This is a genomic window from Pseudomonas sp. LPB0260, from assembly GCF_013388395.1.
In genome coordinates this window covers 2569379-2587910 of sequence record NZ_CP058247.1, presented here as the reverse complement: position 1 = coordinate 2587910, position 18532 = coordinate 2569379, and the positions used below count along the sequence as shown (strand labels likewise).

Annotated in this window: 16 protein-coding genes; 10 read left to right on the top strand and 6 right to left on the bottom strand. The window is 67.7% G+C overall.

Annotated features, from left to right (window positions below; translation table 11 throughout):
* Positions 1-24: 24 nt before the first annotated feature.
* On the bottom strand, positions 25-1716 hold the full coding sequence (fadD1, locus tag LPB260_RS11510) for a long-chain fatty acid--CoA ligase (RefSeq protein ID WP_208708863.1): 1692 nt from the start codon (positions 1714-1716) through the stop codon (positions 25-27).
* 363 nt (positions 1717-2079) lie between these two features.
* Positions 2080-3768: a long-chain-fatty-acid--CoA ligase gene (gene fadD2, locus LPB260_RS11505; protein WP_208708862.1), complete on the bottom strand. Its 1689-nt coding sequence runs from the start codon at positions 3766-3768 to the stop codon at positions 2080-2082.
* 224 nt (positions 3769-3992) lie between these two features.
* On the opposite strand from fadD2, the gene LPB260_RS11500 reads away from it, so the two are divergent.
* From LPB260_RS11500 to LPB260_RS11470, 7 genes are all read left to right on the top strand, one after another.
* Entirely contained in the window at positions 3993-4952 is a 960-nt protein-coding gene (locus tag LPB260_RS11500; protein ID WP_208708861.1) for an alpha/beta hydrolase, read from the top strand.
* Positions 4949-5419: a MaoC family dehydratase gene (locus tag LPB260_RS11495; RefSeq protein WP_208708860.1), complete on the top strand. Its 471-nt coding sequence runs from the start codon at positions 4949-4951 to the stop codon at positions 5417-5419. The genes LPB260_RS11500 and LPB260_RS11495 overlap by 4 nt, the downstream gene beginning before the upstream one ends.
* Before the next feature lie 117 nt (positions 5420-5536).
* Positions 5537-6043, top strand: a complete 507-nt coding sequence (locus LPB260_RS11490; RefSeq protein WP_208708859.1) for a DUF1993 family protein — start codon at positions 5537-5539, stop codon at positions 6041-6043.
* Positions 6044-6266: 223 nt separating this feature from the next.
* Positions 6267-6899 carry a TetR/AcrR family transcriptional regulator gene (locus tag LPB260_RS11485; RefSeq protein ID WP_208708858.1) on the top strand — a complete coding sequence of 211 codons (633 nt, stop codon included), beginning with the start codon at positions 6267-6269 and terminating at the stop codon, positions 6897-6899.
* A gap of 1 nt (position 6900) precedes the next feature.
* Complete coding sequence (locus LPB260_RS11480) at positions 6901-7857, top strand: HlyD family secretion protein (RefSeq protein WP_208708857.1); 957 nt, start codon at positions 6901-6903, stop codon at positions 7855-7857.
* Positions 7850-8788 (top strand): ABC transporter ATP-binding protein, encoded by a 939-nt coding sequence (locus LPB260_RS11475; RefSeq protein ID WP_218281515.1) that lies wholly within the window; start codon positions 7850-7852, stop codon positions 8786-8788. The genes LPB260_RS11480 and LPB260_RS11475 overlap by 8 nt, the downstream gene beginning before the upstream one ends.
* Positions 8785-9864, top strand: a complete 1080-nt coding sequence (locus LPB260_RS11470) for an ABC transporter permease (protein WP_208708856.1) — start codon at positions 8785-8787, stop codon at positions 9862-9864. Before LPB260_RS11475 ends, LPB260_RS11470 begins: the two co-directional genes overlap by 4 nt.
* An 87-nt stretch (positions 9865-9951) precedes the next feature.
* On the opposite strand, the gene ccoM is transcribed toward LPB260_RS11470, so the two are convergent.
* From ccoM to LPB260_RS11455, 4 genes are all read right to left on the bottom strand, one after another.
* Positions 9952-10068, bottom strand: a complete 117-nt coding sequence (gene ccoM, locus LPB260_RS29175) for a cytochrome c oxidase subunit CcoM (RefSeq protein ID WP_305888806.1) — start codon at positions 10066-10068, stop codon at positions 9952-9954.
* 154 nt (positions 10069-10222) lie between these two features.
* Entirely contained in the window at positions 10223-10384 is a 162-nt protein-coding gene (locus LPB260_RS11465) for a hypothetical protein (protein WP_208708855.1), read from the bottom strand.
* Positions 10381-10983: an alpha-ketoglutarate-dependent dioxygenase AlkB gene (locus tag LPB260_RS11460; protein ID WP_208708854.1), complete on the bottom strand. Its 603-nt coding sequence runs from the start codon at positions 10981-10983 to the stop codon at positions 10381-10383. Before LPB260_RS11460 ends, LPB260_RS11465 begins: the two co-directional genes overlap by 4 nt.
* Positions 10984-11033: 50 nt before the next feature.
* Positions 11034-11330 (bottom strand): aspartate-semialdehyde dehydrogenase, encoded by a 297-nt coding sequence (locus tag LPB260_RS11455; RefSeq protein WP_208708853.1) that lies wholly within the window; start codon positions 11328-11330, stop codon positions 11034-11036.
* A 175-nt stretch (positions 11331-11505) separates the two neighbouring features.
* On the opposite strand from LPB260_RS11455, the gene rapA reads away from it, so the two are divergent.
* The 3 genes from rapA to LPB260_RS11440 all read left to right on the top strand — a co-directional run bounded on the left by rapA (position 11506) and on the right by LPB260_RS11440 (position 18529).
* Positions 11506-14349 (top strand): RNA polymerase-associated protein RapA, encoded by a 2844-nt coding sequence (rapA, locus tag LPB260_RS11450; RefSeq protein ID WP_208708852.1) that lies wholly within the window; start codon positions 11506-11508, stop codon positions 14347-14349.
* A gap of 224 nt (positions 14350-14573) precedes the next feature.
* The gene (locus LPB260_RS11445) at positions 14574-16763 is read left to right on the top strand and encodes a bifunctional diguanylate cyclase/phosphodiesterase (RefSeq protein WP_208708851.1); all 2190 of its coding nucleotides are present in this window, start codon (positions 14574-14576) and stop codon (positions 16761-16763) included.
* Positions 16764-16843: 80 nt separating this feature from the next.
* Positions 16844-18529: a GGDEF domain-containing protein gene (locus LPB260_RS11440; RefSeq protein WP_208708850.1), complete on the top strand. Its 1686-nt coding sequence runs from the start codon at positions 16844-16846 to the stop codon at positions 18527-18529.
* The last annotated feature ends 3 nt before the right edge of the window (positions 18530-18532 follow it).

Here is an 18532-nt window from a genome sequence, read left to right as displayed (position 1 = left end):
GGGGCTTCTTCAGGCGCAGTGGCCTCAGCTGGCCTTGGCCAGCTTCTTCAGTTCCTCGTCGCGCAGTTCGCGGCGCAGGATCTTGCCGACGTTGGTGGTCGGCAGCACCTCGCGGAACTCCACGGCCCGGGGCATCTTGTAACCGGTGACGTTGGCGCGCATGTGCTCCATCACCTGCTCCTTGGTCAGGGTCACGCCTGGCTTGGCGACCACGAACAGCTTGATCGCCTCGCCGGACTTCTCATCCGGCACGCCGATGGCCGCGCACTGCAGCACGCCCGGCAGGGTCGCCAGCACGTCTTCCAGCTCGTTCGGGTAGACGTTGAAGCCGGACACCAGAATCATGTCCTTCTTGCGGTCGACGATGCGCATGTAGCCGTCTTCCTGGATCAGCGCGATGTCGCCGGTCTTCAGCCAGCCCTCGGCGTCGAGGATCTCCTCGGTGGCTTCCTGGCGCTGCCAGTAGCCCTTCATCACCTGCGGCCCTTTGATGCACAGCTCGCCCACCGAACCGAGCGGCAGCTCGTTGCCGGCGTCGTCGATGACCTTGCACTGGGTCGAGGGCACCGGAATGCCGATGGTGCCCATCTGGATGTTGGCCGCCGGATTGACCGAAGCCACCGGGCTGGTTTCGGTCATGCCGTAGCCTTCGCAGATCGAGCAACCGGTGACTTCCTTCCAGCGCTCGGCGACGGCCTGCTGCAGGGCCATGCCGCCGGATGCGGTAAGCTTCAGGGCGGAGAAGTCCAGGGCGCGGAACGCCTCGTTGTTGCACAGGGCGACGAACAGGGTGTTGAGGCCGACGAAGGCGGTGAAACGGTACTTGCCCAGGTCCTTGACCATGCTCGGCAGATCCCGCGGGTTGGTGATCAGCACGTTGTGGTTGCCGGTCAGCATCAGCACCATGCAGTGAAAGGTGAAGGCATAGATGTGGTACAGCGGCAGCGGCCCGATCACCACTTCGCCGCCCTCGACGAGGTTGGCACCCAGCAGCGCCTTGGCCTGCAGCATGTTGGCCACCAGGTTGCGATGGGTCAGCATGGCGCCCTTGGCCACCCCGGTGGTACCGCCGGTGTACTGCAGCACGGCGACATCGCCGCTGGCCGGGTTGGCCTCGGTGACCGCCTGGCCCCGGCCCTTGGCCAGGGCGTCGGTGAGCTTGACGGCGTGGGGCAGGCTATAGGCCGGCACCATCTTCTTCACGTACTTGACCACGCTGTTGGTCAGCAGGCGCTTGAGCGGCGCCAGCATGTCGCCGACCTCGGTGACGATGACCGTCTTGACCCCGGTCTTGGGCACCACCTGCTCGGCCAGGTGGGCCATGTTGGCCAGGCAGACCAGCGCCTTGGCGCCGGAGTCGTTGAACTGGTGTTCCATTTCCCGGGCGGTGTACAGCGGGTTGGTGTTGACCACCACCAGGCCGGCGCGGATGGCGCCGAATACCACCACCGGGTACTGCAGCAGGTTGGGCAGCTGCACGGCGATGCGATCGCCCGGCTTGAGGTCGGTATGCTGCTGCAGGTAGGCGGCGAAGGCACCGGACAGCTGGTACAGCTCGCCGTAGGTCAGGGTCTTGCCGAGGTTGCTGAACGCGGGCTTGTCGGCGAAGCGCTGGCAGGACTGTTGCAGTACCGCCTGGATGTTCGGGTACTGGTCGGGATCGATCTCGGCAGCGATGCCAACGGGATACTTATCCTTCCAAAAATTCTCGGTCATGGAAGCCCACTCCTAAGCGACAGCTGATCTGCACCGCGCGAAGGCGGTTGTTTGTTGTTTTGGCCTGTTTCTCCGCCGTGCAGGCGGCCACAAGGCGAGCCGAGAGTAGCAGCTTTGCCAGAGGCCGACTAGCACCGAAATCAGCCCGAAAGGTCCATAAGTGACCAGAAAAGCATCTTCTGGTCACTTATCGAGAGGGCTGCCAGATTGCCCGACAATCGCCTCCCTGGGCAGCATGCCGCAAATGCCGAGCGGCGTGCCGCGTGCGGCAGGCAGAGCCGACGAACCTGTCGCGGCTTGGCGCCAGCAGAACGGGTAGGGATGAACTGGCGCCACCCACGGGTGGCGCCAGCCTGGGAGGGATCAGGCGATATCGCGCAGTTCGCGACGGAGGATCTTGCCGACCGGGGTCATAGGTAGCGCGTCCTTGAAAACGATGTGCCTGGGCACCTTGTAGCCGGTGAAGTTTTCCTTGCAGTAGGCCTTGAGCTCCTCGACGCTGAGGTCGCCGCTGCGCGGTACCACGAACAGCTTGACCGCCTCGCCGGACTTCTCGTCGGGCACACCGATGGCCGCGCAACTGGCGACCTTGGGATGGGCCATGACCACGTCCTCGATCTCGTTGGGGTACACGTTGAAGCCGGAGACGATGATCATGTCCTTCTTGCGGTCGACGACGCGCACGAAGCCGTCCGGGTCGATCACCGCGATGTCGCCGGTCTTGAACCAGCCTTCGGCGTCCAGCACCTCGGCCGTGGCTTCCTCGCGCTGCCAGTAGCCCTTCATCACCTGCGGCCCCTTGATGCACAGCTCGCCGCGCTCGCCGATGGGCATTTCGTTGCCATCGTCATCGATGGTCTTGAACGCCGTGCCCGGTACCGGCACGCCGACCGTACCCAGGCGCGCCTTGTCGCCATAGCCATTGGCGCTGGCCACCGGCGAGGTCTCGGTCAGGCCATAGCCCTCGGTCACGGCGCAGCCGGTCATGGCCTGCCAGCGCTCGGCGGTGGCCTTGACCAGGGCGGTGCCGCCGGAGTTGGTGAGCTTGAGGTGGGAGAAATCCAGGTCCTTGAACTTCGGGTGGTCCATCAGGGCGACGAACAGGGTGTTGAGGCCCAGCAGCGCGGAGAACTTCCACTTGCCCAGCTCCTTGACGAAGCCGGCGATGTCCCGAGGGTTGGTGATCAGCACGTTGTGGTTGCCATTGACCATCATGCACATGCAGTTCGCGGTGAAGGCATAGATGTGGTACAGCGGCAGCGGCGCGATCATCACTTCCTGGGCCGGCTTCATCAGCGGCGTACCGTCAGCGCCGAGCTGCGACATGCAGGCATTGACCTGCAGCATGTTGGCCACCAGGTTGCCGTGGGTCAGCATCGCGCCCTTGGCCACCCCGGTGGTGCCGCCGGTGTACTGCAGCACCGCGATGTCGTCATGGCCGACCTTCACCGGCTTGATGTCATAGCCGTGCCCCTCGGCCAGCGCCTGCTTGAACGGCACGGCCTGGGGCAGCTGGTAGTCCGGCACCATCTTCTTGACCTTCTTCACCAGGGTATTGACCAGCCAACCCTTCAGGCTCGGCATCAGGTCACCCATCCTGGCCTCGATCAGGTACTCGATCTCGGTATCGCCCAGCACCTCCTGCACCAGCTTGCCGAACATGTTGAGGTAGACCAGCGCACGCACGCCGGCGTCCTTGAACTGGTGGCGCATCTCCCGGGTGGTGTACAGCGGGTTGGTGTTGACCACGATCAGCCCGGCGCGCATGGCACCGAACACGGCGACCGGGTACTGCAGGATATTGGGCATCTGCACGGCGATGCGGTCGCCGGGCTGCAGGTCGGTGTGCTTCTGCAGGTAGCCGGCGAAGGCGGCGGACAGACGGTCCAGCTCGGCATAGGTCAGGGTCACGCCCATGTTGGTGAAGGCTGGGCGGTCGGCGAACTTCTTGCAAGAGCGCTCGAACACCTCGATCACCGATTTGTAGGCGTCCAGGTCGATGTTGCTGGGTACGCCGGCCGGGCGCTTGTCGTTCCAGAAATCAGGCTGCATTTATTATTGTCCTCTTCCTCGAGATGATTTCCCCTGCCAAGCGGGACCGCGCAAGAACTTGCCGAGTCACGCCAGGATCTGCGTCGAACTTAACAGTTCCAGTACGGCACGGAAAGACTGGTACGATCGTCATAGATCGCGTGAATCCTCGATCCGCTCGTGCGGCTGGGAAAGCCCGGGGCCTGCCTCTACAATGCCGACTCCCGCAGGCTCAAGGATTCGCCATGCACCACGAAGCATTCTGGCTGAACAGCAGTGATGCAACGCCCCTGTACGTGAACCGCTGGTCGCCGGAGGCGCCGCCCAAGGCCGTGATCATGCTGGCCCACGGCATGGCCGAGCACAGCGGCCGCTACGACCGCCTGGGGGGCGCGCTGACGGCGGCCGGCTACGAGCTGTTCGCCCACGACCAGCGTGGCCATGGCCAGACCGCCAGCCACGGCCGCCTCGGCCACTATGCCGACGACAACGGCTGGAACCTGGTGATTGGCGACCTGGCCTGCCTCAACCACCATATCCGCCAGCGCCACCCGCAGACACCGATCTTCCTGCTCGGCCACAGCATGGGCAGCTACATCGGCCAGGCCTACCTGATGCACCACAGCTGCAGCCTGCAGGGCGCCATACTCTCGGGCTCCAACTACCAGCCGATCTGGCTCTATCGCCTGGCCCGCCTGGTGGCGCGCTTCGAGCGTTGGCGCCAGGGCGCCCATGGCCGCAGCAGGCTGATCGACCTGCTGTCCTTCGGCTCGTTCAACAAGGCCTTCAAGCCCAACCGCACGACGTTCGACTGGCTGAGCCGCGACCCCAGGGAGGTGGACAACTACATCGACGACCCGCTGTGCGGCTTCCTCTGCACCAACCAGCTCTGGCTCGACCTGCTCGGCGGCCTGCAGCACATCAGCCAGACCCAGCACCTCGAGCAGATCGACAGCGACCTGCCGCTGCTGGTGATCGGCGGCGATCACGACCCGGTCAGCGCCGGCAAGCGCCTGCGCGACCTGTCCGAAGCCCTGCGACAAGCCGGCCTCAAGCGGGTACAGCTGAAAACCTACCCGGACGCCCGCCACGAGTTGCTCAACGAGCGCAACCGCGACGAGGTGACCGCCTACCTGATCGGCTGGCTGAACCAAGCCCTGAACCACAGCCGCCACCGCACACGCAAAGCCAAGGAGATCTCATGACCCAGACCAGCAACACGCCCTACGAAGCCCTCGAGGTCGGCCAGACCGCCAGCTACAGCAAGACCGTCGAGGAGCGCGATATCCAGCTGTTCGCCGCGATGTCCGGCGACCACAACCCGGTGCACCTGGATGCCGAGTACGCGGCCGGCACCATGTTCAAGGAGCGCATCGCCCACGGCATGTTCAGTGGCGCCCTGATCAGCGCGGCGGTGGCCTGCGAACTGCCCGGCCCCGGCACCATCTACCTGGGCCAGACCATGCGCTTCACCCTGCCGGTGAAACTCGGCGACACCCTCACCGTGCGCCTGGAAATCCTCGAGAAACTGCCGAAGTTCCGCGTGCGCATCGCCACCCGGGTGTTCAACCAGCGCGACGAGCTGGTGGTCGATGGCGAGGCCGAGATTCTCGCCCCGCGCAAGCAGCAGACCGTGGAGCTGACCGAACTGCCGCCGATCCACATCGGCTAGCCTGCGGGCAACCCGGGGCAAACTTCCCGGTCTAACCCGCACACCTGTCGACAGACCGCCACAACGGCGGTCTGTCTTCTTCCTCGCCGCATCCCACGCACCTCCCTGGAGAGCTCCATGTCCCTGTCCATGTACCAAGCGTCCATCCCGGTCTTCGTCCGCCAGCTTAACAACCTGTCGACCATTCTCGGCCTCGCCGCGGCCGACGCCGAGGCGCGCAAGTTCGACCCGAGCGTGCTGTTCAACGCGCGCCTGGCGCCCGACATGTTTCCCCTGAGCCGCCAGGTGCAGATCGCCTGCGACGGCGCCAAGGCCGGCGTCGCCCTGCTGGCCGGCGTCGAACCGCCGAGCCATGCCGACGACGAAACCACCCTGGCCGAGTTGCAGGCGCGCATCGCCAAGACCCTGGAATTCCTCCAGGCCGTCAGTCCCGGGCAGATCGACGGCAGCGAAGAGCGCACCGTGACCCTCAAGCGCCGCGACAAGGAAACCCACTTCCAGGGCCAGGCCTTCCTCCTCGACCACGTCCTGCCCAACTTCTATTTCCACTACACCACCGCCTACGCCATCCTGCGCCACAACGGCGTCGCGGTCGGCAAGCGCGACTTCCTCGGCACCCGCTGAGTCGTTCCCGGGGGCGCCTAGCCCCCGACTGGGCGTCCCCGGCTGGGCGCCCCCGGCTGGGCGCCCCCGGCTGGACACCTCTAGTGGGGTGCCCAGCCGCCTGCCCTTCCCCTGCCTGATCGCGCCCACGGCGTGCAGACTGCCGTTCGGCAGATGACCCGGCCCGTTCGCGGCGTTTAATTAAACTTATATTTAAATAAACGCCGCGACCCCGGAGCCGCGCATGTCCCGCCCCCGCTCACCTGGCCGGCCCAGCGGCGATGCCCCCCAGCAGCGCGAACGCCTGCTCGATGCCGCCGTGGAGGCCTTCGCCCATGCCGGCATCAAGGCCTCCAGCCTGCGCGGCATCGCCGAGCAGGCCGGGGTCACCCCGGCCCTGGTCAACTACTACTTCGGCAACAAGACGCGCCTGGTCGAGGCGATGATCGAGGAGCGCTTCCTGCCGCTGATCCGCGGCGTCGCCAGCGGCCTGCAGCAGGCCGGCGACGACCCCCGTGAACTGGTCGGGCGTTTCGTCCGCGGCATGAGCGAGATGGTGATCGAGCACCCGTGGATTCCGCCGCTGTGGGTGCGCGAGATTCTCTGCGAGGGCGGCATGCTGCGCGAACAGCTGAGCCAACGCATCGCCCCGCTGATCCCCCTGCTGCTGGCCCAGCGCTTCGCCGCCGCCCAGGCCCGCGGCGCCCTCAACCCGGACCTGGACCCGCGCCTGCTGGTGGTCTCGCTGATCGGCCTGACCATGCTGCCCTACGCCGCCGCGCCGTTATGGCGCGGCATCTTCGCCAACCCGCAGATCGGTGACGAGGCGCTGGTCGCCCACACCCTGGCCCTGCTCGAACGCGGGATGGAGGCCTGAAATGCCCAGACTGCTGCCGGGCCTGCTGCTGCTCACCCTCCTCGGCAGCTGCGAGCGCGCGGGCGAGACGGTGCTGCTCGGCACCCTGGAATGGGACCGTATCGGCCTGCCGGCCGAGCTATCGGAACCCGTGCTGCGCTGGCACGTGGTCGAGGGCGAGCGGGTCGCGGCCGGCCAGCTGCTGCTGGAGCTGGACCCGCGGCGCCAGGACGCGCGCATCGCCCAGGCCCGCGCCGAAGTCGCCGGCGCCGAGGCGCGCCTGCGCGAGCTGAGCAATGGCGCGCGGCTGGAGAGCATCGAGGCGGCCCAGGCCCGCCTGGCGCGAAACCGCGCCGCCCAGGTCGATGCCGAACGCAGCTTCCAGCGCAGCGCCACCCTGCACCGGCGCGGCCTGCTCGCCGATGCCGAGCTGGATCGCGCCCGCGCCAGCCGCGACCAGGCCCGCGCGGCCAGCCGTGCGGCCGACGCCCAGCTGCGCGAACTGAGCAACGGCACCCGCCCCGAACAGCTGGAACAGGCTGCCGCGCGCCTGCAGGGCACCCGCGCCAGCCTGGAGCTGTTGCGGCTCGAGGGCCAGCGCCTGCGCCTGCACGCGCCACGCGCCGGCCGGGTCGACGCCCTGCCGTTCAAGCCCGGCGACCAGCCGCCGCGTGGCGCCGAACTGGTCAGCCTGCTGGTCGGCGAGCAGCCCTACGCGCGGGTCTACATCCCCGCCAGCCAGCGCGCGGGCATCGCCCTGGGCGACAGCCTGCAGGTGCGGGTCGAGGGCGTCGCCCAGCCGTTCACCGCCATAGTCGGCAGCATCCGCAGCGAGGCCAGCTTCACCCCCTACTTCGCCCTCAGCGGCGACGACGCCAGCCGCCTGATGTACCGCGCCGAACTGCGCCTGCAGGGCGAGGCGGCGCGCCGCCTGCCGGCCGGCCTGCCCCTGCGCGCCGAGCGCCAGCACCATGAGTAGCGCAGACGCGGTGATCCGCTGCCGCGGCCTGAGCAAGCGCTTCGGCACCCTGAGCGCGGTCGACCGACTCGACCTGGAGGTGCGCCGCGCCGAGGTGTTCGGCTTCCTCGGCCCCAACGGCTCCGGCAAGTCCACCACCATCCGCATGCTCTGCGGCCTGTTGCTGCCCAGCGCCGGGGAGATCGAGGTGCTCGGCTGCCAGATCCCCCGCGACGCCGAGACGCTGAAGCGGCGCATCGGCTACATGACCCAGAAGTTCTCGCTGTACGAGGACCTCAGCGTGCTGGAGAACCTGCAGTTTCTCGCCGCCGTCCAGGGCCTGAGCAAGGCTGCGGCTCGGCCGCGCATCGAGCAGCTGCTGGAGCGCTACTGGCTGGCCGACCGCCGCCGGCAGATGGCCGGCACCCTCAGTGGCGGGCAGAAGCAGCGCCTGGCCCTGGCCGGCGCGGTGCTGCACCAGCCCGACTTGCTGCTGCTGGACGAGCCCACCAGCGCGGTCGACCCGCAGTCGCGCCGCGAGTTCTGGGATTCGCTGTTCGAGCTGGCCGAGGCCGGCACCACCCTGCTGGTGTCCACCCACTACATGGACGAGGCCGAGCGCTGTACCCGCCTGGGTATCCTCGATGACGGCCGCCTGGTCGCCGATGGCAGCCCGCGCGAGCTGCTCGACGCCCTGCCAGGCCGGCCGCTGCTGATCCAGTGCGCGCAGCCGCGCCAGGCCCAGCGCGCGCTGCAGGGCTGCCCGCAGGTGCTGGCCATGGCGCAGATCGGCGCCAGCCTGCGGGTGCTGGTGGCCGGTGCCGACGCCCGCGCCGCGGTTGCCGCGCGCCTGGACGACGCGCGGATCGACGCCCGCCTGCAGGAGGCCCCGGCCAACCTCGAGGACGTCTTCGTCAGCGTCACCCAGCAACCCGTGCAGGCACGCCGATGAACCTGCGCCGGCTGAGTGCGATCGTCATCAAGGAGCTGCGCCAGCTGCGCCGCGACCGCCTGACCTTCGCCATGATCGTCGGCATCCCGCTGCTGCAGCTGGTGCTGTTCGGCTATGCCATCAACATGGACGTGCGCGGCATCGACGCCGCCGTGCTGGACCAGGCCGGCACGGCGCGCGCGCGTGAGGTGGTGGCGGAGATCGGCTCCAGCCAGGTGCTCGAGCTGCGCTATCGGGCCCACAGCCCACAGCAGCTGGACGACCTGCTGCGCCAGGGCAAGATCAGCGCCGCCCTGGTGCTGCCGGCGGATTTCGAGACCCGCCTGCAACGCCGCGAGCGCCCGCCGCTGCAGCTGCTGGTCGACGGATCGGACCAGAGCGTGCAGGCCTCGGCCCGGCAGCTGGCGGCCTATCCGCTGCCGGGCTGGGGCAACCGCCAGGCGGTGGAGGTGGTCAATTTCTACAACCCCGAGCGGCGCGCCGCGCTGAATACGGTGCCGGGGCTGATCGGGGTGATCCTCACCATGACCCTGGTGATGTTCACCGCCATCGCCCTGGTGCGCGAGCGCGAACGCGGCAACCTGGAGATGCTGATCGCCACGCCGCTGTCGCCCTGGGAACTGACCCTGGGCAAGGTCCTGCCGTTCGTCGGCATCGGCCTGATTCAGGTAACGGTGATCCTGCTGGTCGGCGGCCTGCTGTTCGCCGTGCCGGTGCGCGGTTCGCTGCTGCAGCTGTACGGCGCCGCCTTGCTGTTCATCGTCGCCAGCCTGGCCCTCGGGGTATTCCTCTCGACCCTGGCGCGCACCCAGTTCCAGGCCATGCAGATGGCCTTCTTCACCTTCCTGCCGCAGATCCTGCTGTCCGGCTTCATGTTCCCCTTCGCCGGCATGCCCCGGGCCGCACAGTGGTTCGCCGAGCTGCTGCCGCTGACCCACTTCCTGCGCCTGGCGCGCGGCATCATGCTGCGCAGCGCCGGCCTGCTGGAACTCTGGCCGGAAATGCTGGCGCTGCTGGCATTCACCGTGCTGATGCTGGGCGTCGCGGTGCTGCGGGTCAGCAAGCGCCTCGACTAGCGGGAGTGCCGGCAGTGCCCGGCAACAAAAAAAAGGGCGACCTGAGTCGCCCGAATTGCCTTGCGTGCCTGTGCCCCTTCGGCGCAACTAGCCCTGCTTGCGCCCGTGCGAATCCTTCCAGATGAAATAACCGACGCCGGCGAAGAAGGCCAGCATCAGGCCGACGGTGCCGACTCCGGCGAGAACTACCACATCGATGAACATGCTGGCCTCCTGTCTTGAGCCTGTCGCGATGACGGCAAGTTAGCAGGGGCAGCAGGGCGATCCTTGATCCAGGTCAAGGGCCCGTGAGGCGGGATAACAACAGGCGGGGAAAAGCTGATCCAGATCAACGGATCGGCTTGGCTGACGCGGCGACTCAGCGCTTCTTCGGCTTGCCCTTGGCCTTCTTCCTGGCCTTGGCCAACGGCAGCACCTGCTCGAACTTCTGGCGCATCTCGTCGAGGCGCTTGTCGTGCAGGTCATGGATGCGCTTGTCGCGCTCGGCGCTGAAATCGATCAGGTTTTCGTCTTTGCTCATGCGGGCGACCGGATTAGGCGAAAGGTCAGGTTCAGACGCGGCGCGCTGGGCCGGCGCGTCTTCGCCACTTGATGCTGCCAATAATGCTGCGTCGGGCCGGCCATGACCAGTAGCGATCCGTGGCCCAGCTCCAGGGAGTGCTCGATGCCCGAGCCCCCCTTGCGGCGCAGGTCGAAGCGCCGGGTGCCGCCCAGGTTGAGCGAGACGATCAACGGGTTGGCGCCCAGTTCCGCCTCGTCGTCGCTGTGCCAGCCCATGGAGTCTTGGCCATCGCGGTAGTAGTTGAGCAGCGCGCCGTTGAGCGGCTGCCCCACCGCCGCCTCCAGGCGCTGGCGGATATGCGCCAGCAGCGGCGTCCAGGGCAGCGGTCGGTGGATCAGGCCGGAATAGCGGTAGCTCGCCTCGGCATCGCCGTACCAGGCCACCAGGCGCGGCACCGGGTGCAGGCGCCCGTAGAGGCGCAGCTGCGGCTGCTGCCAGGGCGTTTCCTGCAGCAGCTGGCCCAGCCAGCTGTCGGCCGTCGGCGCGTCGAGCCAGCCCGGCTGGAAGTCCAACTGGGCATCGGCCAACTGCAACGGGGTATCGGGGAACAGGCTCACTGGTGATTCGTCGGTAAAAGCGTCGGGTGGATGCCGGCATTGTGCGCGGCTCAGACCTCCACATCCACCCACAGGCCCTGGCGCGGCAGCTCGTCGAGCAGTGGCGCATCCTCCTGCTCCACCTCGCCCTCGGCCAGCTCTTCGGCGCTGTAGCCGCGCCGCTGGCGTTGGCGCTGCTCTTCGCGCAGCAGCTCGGCGGCCTCCTGCGGGTGGCGCTTGTCCAGGCTGACGCCGCTTTCCTTGGCCCCCTCGGCCGCCGGCGTCACCGGCGGCACCTCGGGCTTGGGCTTGATCACGTCCCGCTGCACCGTGACCGGTGCCAGGCTGTGGGGGATGGGGGGTAGCACGTTATTACGCCCTCCTTTGGTCAGGCTGTCGGCCAGCTGCACGCCGACTTGAGAGCAGCCTAACTACACTTTCGACTCGGGCGACGCCGTTAAGTGCCTGGCAGGTGTATTGCGCCTTTGGCCTGGGCCCGACGTTCCGTTACCATAGCCGGCTTTTTTACGCGGGGAGACAGGCATGGCGCAATACGAACCGGGGCAACGCTGGATCAGTGACAGCGAAGCGGAGCTGGGCTTGGGAACCATCCTGATGCAGGACGGCCGCATGCTCACCGTGCTCTACCCGGCCACTGGCGAGACCCGCCAGTACGCTGCGCGCAATGCCCCGCTGACCCGCGTGCGCTTCGCCCCGGGCGACGAGATCACCCATTTCGAGGGCTGGAAGCTGACCGTGCAGGAGGTCGAGGACATCGACGGCCTGCTGGTCTACCACGGCCTCAATGGCCAGCACGAAAGCATCAGCCTGCCGGAAACCCAGCTGTCGAACTTCATCCAGTTCCGCCTGGCCAGCGATCGCCTGTTCGCCGGCCAGATCGACCCGCTGCCCTGGTTCGCCCTGCGCTACCGCACCCTGGAGTTCACCAGCAAGCAGCTGCAGTCACCGCTCTGGGGCCTGGGCGGCGCCCGCGCGCAACCCATCGCCCACCAGCTGCACATCGCCCGCGAAGTGGCCGATCGCATCGCCCCGCGGGTGCTGCTGGCCGACGAAGTGGGCCTGGGCAAGACCATCGAGGCCGGCCTGGTGATCCATCGCCAGCTGCTCACCGGCCGCGCCAGCCGGGTGCTGATCCTGGTGCCGGAGAACCTCCAGCACCAGTGGCTGGTGGAGATGCGCCGGCGCTTCAACCTCGAGGTGGCGCTGTTCGACGCCGAGCGTTTCATCGAGAGCGACGCCAGCAACCCCTTCGAGGACGCCCAGCTGGCCCTGGTCGCCCTGGAGTGGCTGCGCGAGGACGAGCGCGCCCAGGATGCCTTGTTCGCCGCCGGCTGGGACCTGCTGGTGGTCGACGAGGCCCACCACCTGGTCTGGCATCCGGAGCATGCCAGCCCGGAATACGCCCTCGTCGAGCAACTGGCCGGCGTCATCCCCGGCGTGCTGCTGCTCACCGCGACTCCCGAACAGCTCGGCCAGGACAGCCACTTCGCCCGCCTGCGCCTGCTCGACCCGCACCGTTTCCATGATCTGGAGGCCTTTCGCGCCGAGAGCGCCCATTACCGCCCGGTCGCCGAGGCGGTGCAGGAGCTGCTGGACAAGGGCCAGCTGTCGACCACCGCACACCGCACCATCCACGACTTCCTCGGCATGGAAGGCGAAGGCCTGCTGGCCGCGGTCAACGATGGCGACCAGGAAGCCGCGGCGCGCCTGGTGCGCGAGCTGCTCGACCGCCACGGCACCGGCCGCCTGCTGTTTCGCAACACCCGCGCGGCGGTGCAGGGCTTCCCCGAGCGCGAGCTGCACCCCTACCCGCTGCCGAGCCCGGACGAGTACATGGAGCTGCCGATCGGCGAGCACCCTGACCTCTACCCCGAGGTCAGCTTCCAGGCCCAGCCCGAGGTCGACGACGAGCAGCGCTGGTGGCACTTCGACCCACGGGTCGAGTGGCTGATCGACACCCTGAAGATGCTCAAGAAGTTCAAGGTCCTGGTGATCTGCGCCCACGCCGAGACCGCCATGGACCTGGAGCACGCCCTGCGTGTGCGCAAGGGCATTCCCGCCACGGTGTTCCACGAGGGCATGAGCATCCTCGAGCGCGACCGCGCCGCCGCCTACTTCGCCGACGAGGAATTCGGCGCCCAGGTGCTGATCTGTTCGGAAATCGGCAGCGAGGGTCGCAACTTCCAGTTCGCCCACCACCTGGTGCTGTTCGACCTGCCAGCCCACCCCGACCTGCTCGAGCAGCGCATCGGCCGCCTCGACCGCATCGGCCAGAAGCACCGCATCCAGCTGCACGTGCCCTACCTGGAAAACAGCCCCCAGGAACGCCTGTTCCACTGGTACCACCAGGGCCTCAACGCCTTCCTCGCCACCTGCCCTACCGGCAACGCCCTGCAGCACCAGTTCGGCGCCCGCCTGCTGCCGCTGCTCGAAGGCGGCGACGACGAGCAGTGGCAGCGCCTGGTGGACGACGCCAAGGCGGAGCGCCTGCGCCTGGAGAGCGAACTGCACGCCGGCCGCGACCGCCTGCTGGAACTCAACTCCGGCGGCGCCGGCGAGGGCGAGGCGCTGGTCGAGGCGATCCTCGAGCAGGACGACCAGTTCGCCCTGCCGATCTACATGGAAGCGCTGTTCGACGCCTTCGGCATCGACAGCGAGGACCACTCGGAAAACGCCCTGATCCTGCGCCCCAGCGAGAAGATGCTGGACGCCAGCTTCCCCCTGGGCAGCGACGAGGGGGTGACCATCACCTACGACCGCAACCAGGCCCTGGCCCGCGAGGACATGCAGTTCCTCACCTGGGAACACCCCATGGTGCAGGGCGGCATGGACCTGGTGCGTTCCGGCTCCATGGGCAACACCGGCGTCGCGCTGATCAAGAACAAGGCGCTCAAGCCTGGCACCGTGCTGCTGGAGCTGCTCTACGTCAGCGAGGTGGTGGCGCCGCGCACCCTGCAGCTCGGCCGCTACCTGCCGCCGGCGGCGCTGCGCTGCCTGCTCGACGCCAACGGCAACGACCTGGCCGGCAAGGTCGCCTTCGAGACCCTCAACGACCAGCTGGAAAGCGTGCCGCGGGCCAGCGCCAACAAGTTCGTCCAGGCCCAGCGCGATGCCCTGAGCCCGCTGATCAACGCCGGCGAGGACAAGATCGCCCCGCGTCACGCCGAGCGGGTCGCCGAGGCCAAGCGTCGCCTGGCCGCCGAGGTCGACGAGGAACTGGCGCGCCTGACCGCCCTGCAGGCGGTCAACCCCAGCGTGCGCGACGACGAGCTGAACGCCCTGCGCCAGCAGCGCGAACAGGGCCTGGCCATGCTCGACAAGGCGGCCCTGCGCCTGGAGGCGATCCGCGTACTGGTGGCCGGCTAAACGTCCCGCCCGCTCGACACGACAGGCCCGCCTATGCGGGCCTGTCGCGTTTCTGCGGTGCAGCGCCGGCCGCCGAGGGCCAGACTCTTGGATCGAATGGCGATAAGCCTGATCGCCAAAAAGTCACGACCATTGCCCCATCCCCCCTTGTCGGACAAGGGCCCTCACTATACTGACGGCATGACGCGACCCCCCATCGACAGGTGTAAGGGAGAGAGCACGCTATGGACTGGCTTTACCTGCGATTGACCTCTGACATCCCCCACGGCGGCCAGCTGATCCTCGAACTCACCCACAACCCCTGGCTGGTGGCGCTGGCCTGCCTGGTGGCCGCCGCCGCCGGCTACGCCGCCCTGGACATGGCCGAACGCGCCCACGGTTGCCAGCGCCCAGGCACCCGCAGCCTGTGGTGCTGGATGGGCGCCCTGGGCCTGGCCGGCGGCGCCTGGTCGCTGCACTTCATCGCCATGCTGGCCCTGCAGGCACCGATTGCCATCCGCTACGACCTGCCGACCACCCTCCTCGCGCTGCTCGCAGCCTTCGTTCCGGCGCTGCTGGCGATGCACCTGCTGGATCAGCGCCAACTGGGCACGCGGCAGTGCGCGCTCGCCGCCCTGTGCATTGGCCTGGGCATCACGGCCAGCCATTACGGCGGCATGAACGCCGTACGCTCGACCGCCACCCTGTACTTCCAACCCTGGCTGCTGGCCCTGGCCGTGGCGCTGACCCTGGCCTGCAGTTTCGCCGCGCTGCTGCTCAACCGGCATGCCCGCCAGCTGCGCGGCGAGCGGCGCACGCTCTGCCAGGGCGCCGCCGGAGCGCTACTGGGCCTGGCCATGGCGTTGATGCATTTTGTCGGCATGGCCTCGCTGAGCCTGGCGGTGCCACTGGGCACCGCCCTGCACCAGCAGGGCGCCGCCAATGCCCTGCAACTGGCTCTGACCGTCGGCAGCGTGGCCCTGCTGAGCATCGGCGCCAGCCTGGCCGCGACCTGGGCCGACCGCAAGCAGGAGCACAAGGAGCGCGAACAGCTGCAGGTCAGCTCGCTGCTGACCCAGCTCGACCACGCGCGCGCCTCGCTGCAACAGGTCGCCCAGTTCGACAGCCTGACCGACCTGCTCAATCGCCAGGGCCTGGAGGAGGCCTTTGCCGAGAAGATCCAGGAGCATCGGCAGCGGGGTACGCCGCTGGCGGTGATGTTCCTCGACATCGATCACTTCAAACGGATCAACGACAGCCTCGGCCATGCCGCCGGCGACGAGATGCTCAGGGTGTTCGCCGAGCGCATCCGCGGCGTGCTGCGCGGCAACGACGTGATCGCCCGCTTCGGCGGCGACGAGTTCTGCGTGATCGCCAGCCTGATCGACAACGACGAAGCGCGGCACCTGGCGCAGCGGGTGATGCAGCGCATCAAGGAGCCGGTGGTCCTGGCCGGACGCAGCATGGTGATGAGCACCAGCATCGGCATCAGCCTGTTCCCCAAGGACGGGGAAAGCTGCGAGGAGCTGCTCAAGCACGCGGACCTCGCCCTCTACCAATCCAAGGGCAGCGGCCGCAACAACGCCCAGTTCTTCAGCGCGCCACTGAAGATCAAGGCCAGCTTCGAACTGCAGCTGGAAGAGCAACTGCGCACCGCGCTGCAACGCGACCAGGGCCTGCTGCTGTACTACCAGCCGATCCTCGACCTGCACAGCGGCCAGGTGAGCAAGCTGGAGGCCCTGGTGCGCTGGCAGCACCCGGAGCACGGCCTGCTGACCCCGGACCGCTTCGTCGGCATCGCCGAAGCCAATGGCTTCATCGGCGAACTCGACGCCTGGGTATTGCTGCGCGCCTGCCGCGACCTCTGCCTGCTGGGCGATACCGGCTACCCGCAGCTGCGCGTCGCGGTGAACTGCTCGGCGCTGAACCTGGGCCGGGAGGAACTGCTCAAGGAGGTGCGCGATGCCCTGGGCAGCTCCGGGGTCGCCGCCCAACGCCTGGAACTGGAGGTGACCGAGAACGCCCTGATGGGCAACATCAACCGCGCCGTCGCCTTGCTGCAGCAGATCCGCGAGCTGGGCGTGAGCCTGTCCATCGATGATTTCGGCACCGGCTACTCCTCGCTGGCCTACCTCAAGCGCCTGCCCCTCGACACCCTGAAGATCGACCGCTCCTTCATCCAGGACGTCCCGGCCTCGCGCCAGGACATGGAGATCATCCAGGCGGTCATCGCCATGGCCCACACCCTGCACCTGAAGGTCGTCGCCGAAGGGGTGGAGACTCCGCAACAGCTGGCCTTCCTCCAGGAACATGGTTGCGACTACCTGCAAGGCTACCTGCTCAGCCGGCCATTGCCGCTGCTGCAGCTGCTGGACTTCCTGCGCCAGCAGCCGGCTGCGGCCGAATCCCTGCCCCTGCTGACGCGCTGTCGCTGAACGCCGGCCGGTTGACGCCATGGCGTTCGCTGTCCATCGTCATAGCAGGCATCAAAACGCCAGACCAGCGACGGGCCTTCATGTCAGTACCCATTGCCAGCCAGCTTGCCATCCAGCCCTCGGCGCCTGCCGCCGGCCGTTCGCTATGGCTGGCCATCGGTCTGCTCATCACCCAGTTGCTCTGGCCATTCGAAGCGCTGGCAGCGGAAAAACTGCGCCTGCAACTGCGCTGGCTGCACCAGTTCCAGTTCGCCGGCTACTACATGGCCCTGGAGAAAGGCTTCTACCGCCAGGCCGGGCTGGATGTGCAGATCCTCCCGGGCGGCCCCCAGGCCGCCAGGCCAATCGGCGCCCTGCTGGCCGGCGAGGTCGATTTCGCCATCGCCAACAGCGGCCTGGTCATCGCCCGCCTGCGCGGCAAGCCGGTGGTGGCGCTGGCGGCGATCATGCAGACCTCGCCGGTGGTGTGGATCGTCCGCGCCGATTCGGGCATCTACACGGTCCACGACCTGGCCGGCAAACGCGCCATGCTGCTCGAGCCGCCGGAAAGCGCCGAGCTGCGCATCACCCTGCTGCGCGAAGGCATCGACCTCGACCGCCTGCAGATCAGCCCGACCGGCTTCGACCCGCAGGACCTGGTCGACGGTCGCACCGACGCCTACGACGGCTACACCTCCAACGAGCCGTACTGGCTCAAACAGCAGGGGGTCGACTATCGCCTGATCAACCCACGCGAGTACGGGGTCAACTTCTACAACGATGTGCTGGCCACCCGTGAGGCGCTGCTCGAGCAGCGCCCCGAGCAGGTCGAGGCCTTCGTCAACGCCAGCCTCAAGGGCTGGCAGTACGCCCTGGACAACATCGAGGAAAGCATCCTGCTGATCCAGCAGCGCTATGCGCCGGAAAAGACCCTGGAGCACCTGCGCTTCGAGGCCGAGGAGCTGAAGAAGCTGATCATGCCGGAGCTGGTTCAGCTCGGCCACATGAACCCCGGACGCTGGCAGACCATCGCCGACAGCTATGTGGAACTGGGCATGGCCGAGGATTCGAGTGATCTCGACGGTTTCCTCTACCAGGGCATGACGCAACCCGATCACCGCCTGCTCTACCAGGTCATCGCCGGCGCCGCGCTGGCCCTGCTGCTGATGGCGATCGTCGCCTTGCGCTTCGCCCGCCTGTCCCGGCGCCTGCGCCGGGAGGTCAGTCGACGCAGGCAGGCCGAACAGGAGCTGCGCGACAGCAACCTGCTACTCGAGCGCGTGGCCAACACCGATCCCCTCACCGGACTGTGGACCCGACTGAAACTGGAGGAAGTGGCGCACAACGAGATCAAGCGCGCCGAGCGCTATGGGCTGCCGCTCAGCCTGCTGTTCTTCGACATCGATCACTTCAAGGTGGTCAACGACCAGCATGGCCACGATGCCGGCGACCGGGTCCTGCGCGCCGTGGCCCAGCGCGTCCAGGCGCAGCTGCGCGAATCCGACTGCCTGTGCCGCTGGGGCGGCGAGGAATTCGTCATCCTCATGCCGCATACCAATCTCGAGCATGCCGCGGTGATCGCGGAAAAACTGCGCATCCTGATCTCCAACGAGCCGACCGCCGCCCAGATCAGCGTTACCGCCAGCTTTGGCGTGGCCCAGTGGCAACCCGGACAGAGCCTGCGCGAGCTGGTGAAATGCGCCGACCAGGTGCTCTACCGGGCCAAGCAGCGCGGGCGCAATCGCATCGAGTGCTACGCCCCCGCCGTCGTGCCGCCGCCGGGCTGAGAC

Excerpts from the sequence above, each read along its gene's own strand:
- fadD1 (WP_208708863.1), bottom strand. The coding sequence starts at position 1,716 with ATGACCGAGAATTTTTGGAAGGATAAGTATCCCGTTGGCATCGCTGCC.
- fadD2 (WP_208708862.1), bottom strand. The coding sequence starts at position 3,768 with ATGCAGCCTGATTTCTGGAACGACAAGCGCCCGGCCGGCGTACCCAGC.
- LPB260_RS11500 (WP_208708861.1), top strand. The coding sequence starts at position 3,993 with ATGCACCACGAAGCATTCTGGCTGAACAGCAGTGATGCAACGCCCCTG.
- LPB260_RS11495 (WP_208708860.1), top strand. The coding sequence starts at position 4,949 with ATGACCCAGACCAGCAACACGCCCTACGAAGCCCTCGAGGTCGGCCAG.
- LPB260_RS11490 (WP_208708859.1), top strand. The coding sequence starts at position 5,537 with ATGTCCCTGTCCATGTACCAAGCGTCCATCCCGGTCTTCGTCCGCCAG.
- LPB260_RS11485 (WP_208708858.1), top strand. The coding sequence starts at position 6,267 with ATGTCCCGCCCCCGCTCACCTGGCCGGCCCAGCGGCGATGCCCCCCAG.
- LPB260_RS11480 (WP_208708857.1), top strand. The coding sequence starts at position 6,901 with ATGCCCAGACTGCTGCCGGGCCTGCTGCTGCTCACCCTCCTCGGCAGC.
- LPB260_RS11475 (WP_218281515.1), top strand. The coding sequence starts at position 7,850 with ATGAGTAGCGCAGACGCGGTGATCCGCTGCCGCGGCCTGAGCAAGCGC.
- LPB260_RS11470 (WP_208708856.1), top strand. The coding sequence starts at position 8,785 with ATGAACCTGCGCCGGCTGAGTGCGATCGTCATCAAGGAGCTGCGCCAG.
- ccoM (WP_305888806.1), bottom strand. The coding sequence starts at position 10,068 with ATGTTCATCGATGTGGTAGTTCTCGCCGGAGTCGGCACCGTCGGCCTG.
- LPB260_RS11465 (WP_208708855.1), bottom strand. The coding sequence starts at position 10,384 with ATGAGCAAAGACGAAAACCTGATCGATTTCAGCGCCGAGCGCGACAAG.
- rapA (WP_208708852.1), top strand. The coding sequence starts at position 11,506 with ATGGCGCAATACGAACCGGGGCAACGCTGGATCAGTGACAGCGAAGCG.
- LPB260_RS11445 (WP_208708851.1), top strand. The coding sequence starts at position 14,574 with ATGGACTGGCTTTACCTGCGATTGACCTCTGACATCCCCCACGGCGGC.
- LPB260_RS11440 (WP_208708850.1), top strand. The coding sequence starts at position 16,844 with ATGTCAGTACCCATTGCCAGCCAGCTTGCCATCCAGCCCTCGGCGCCT.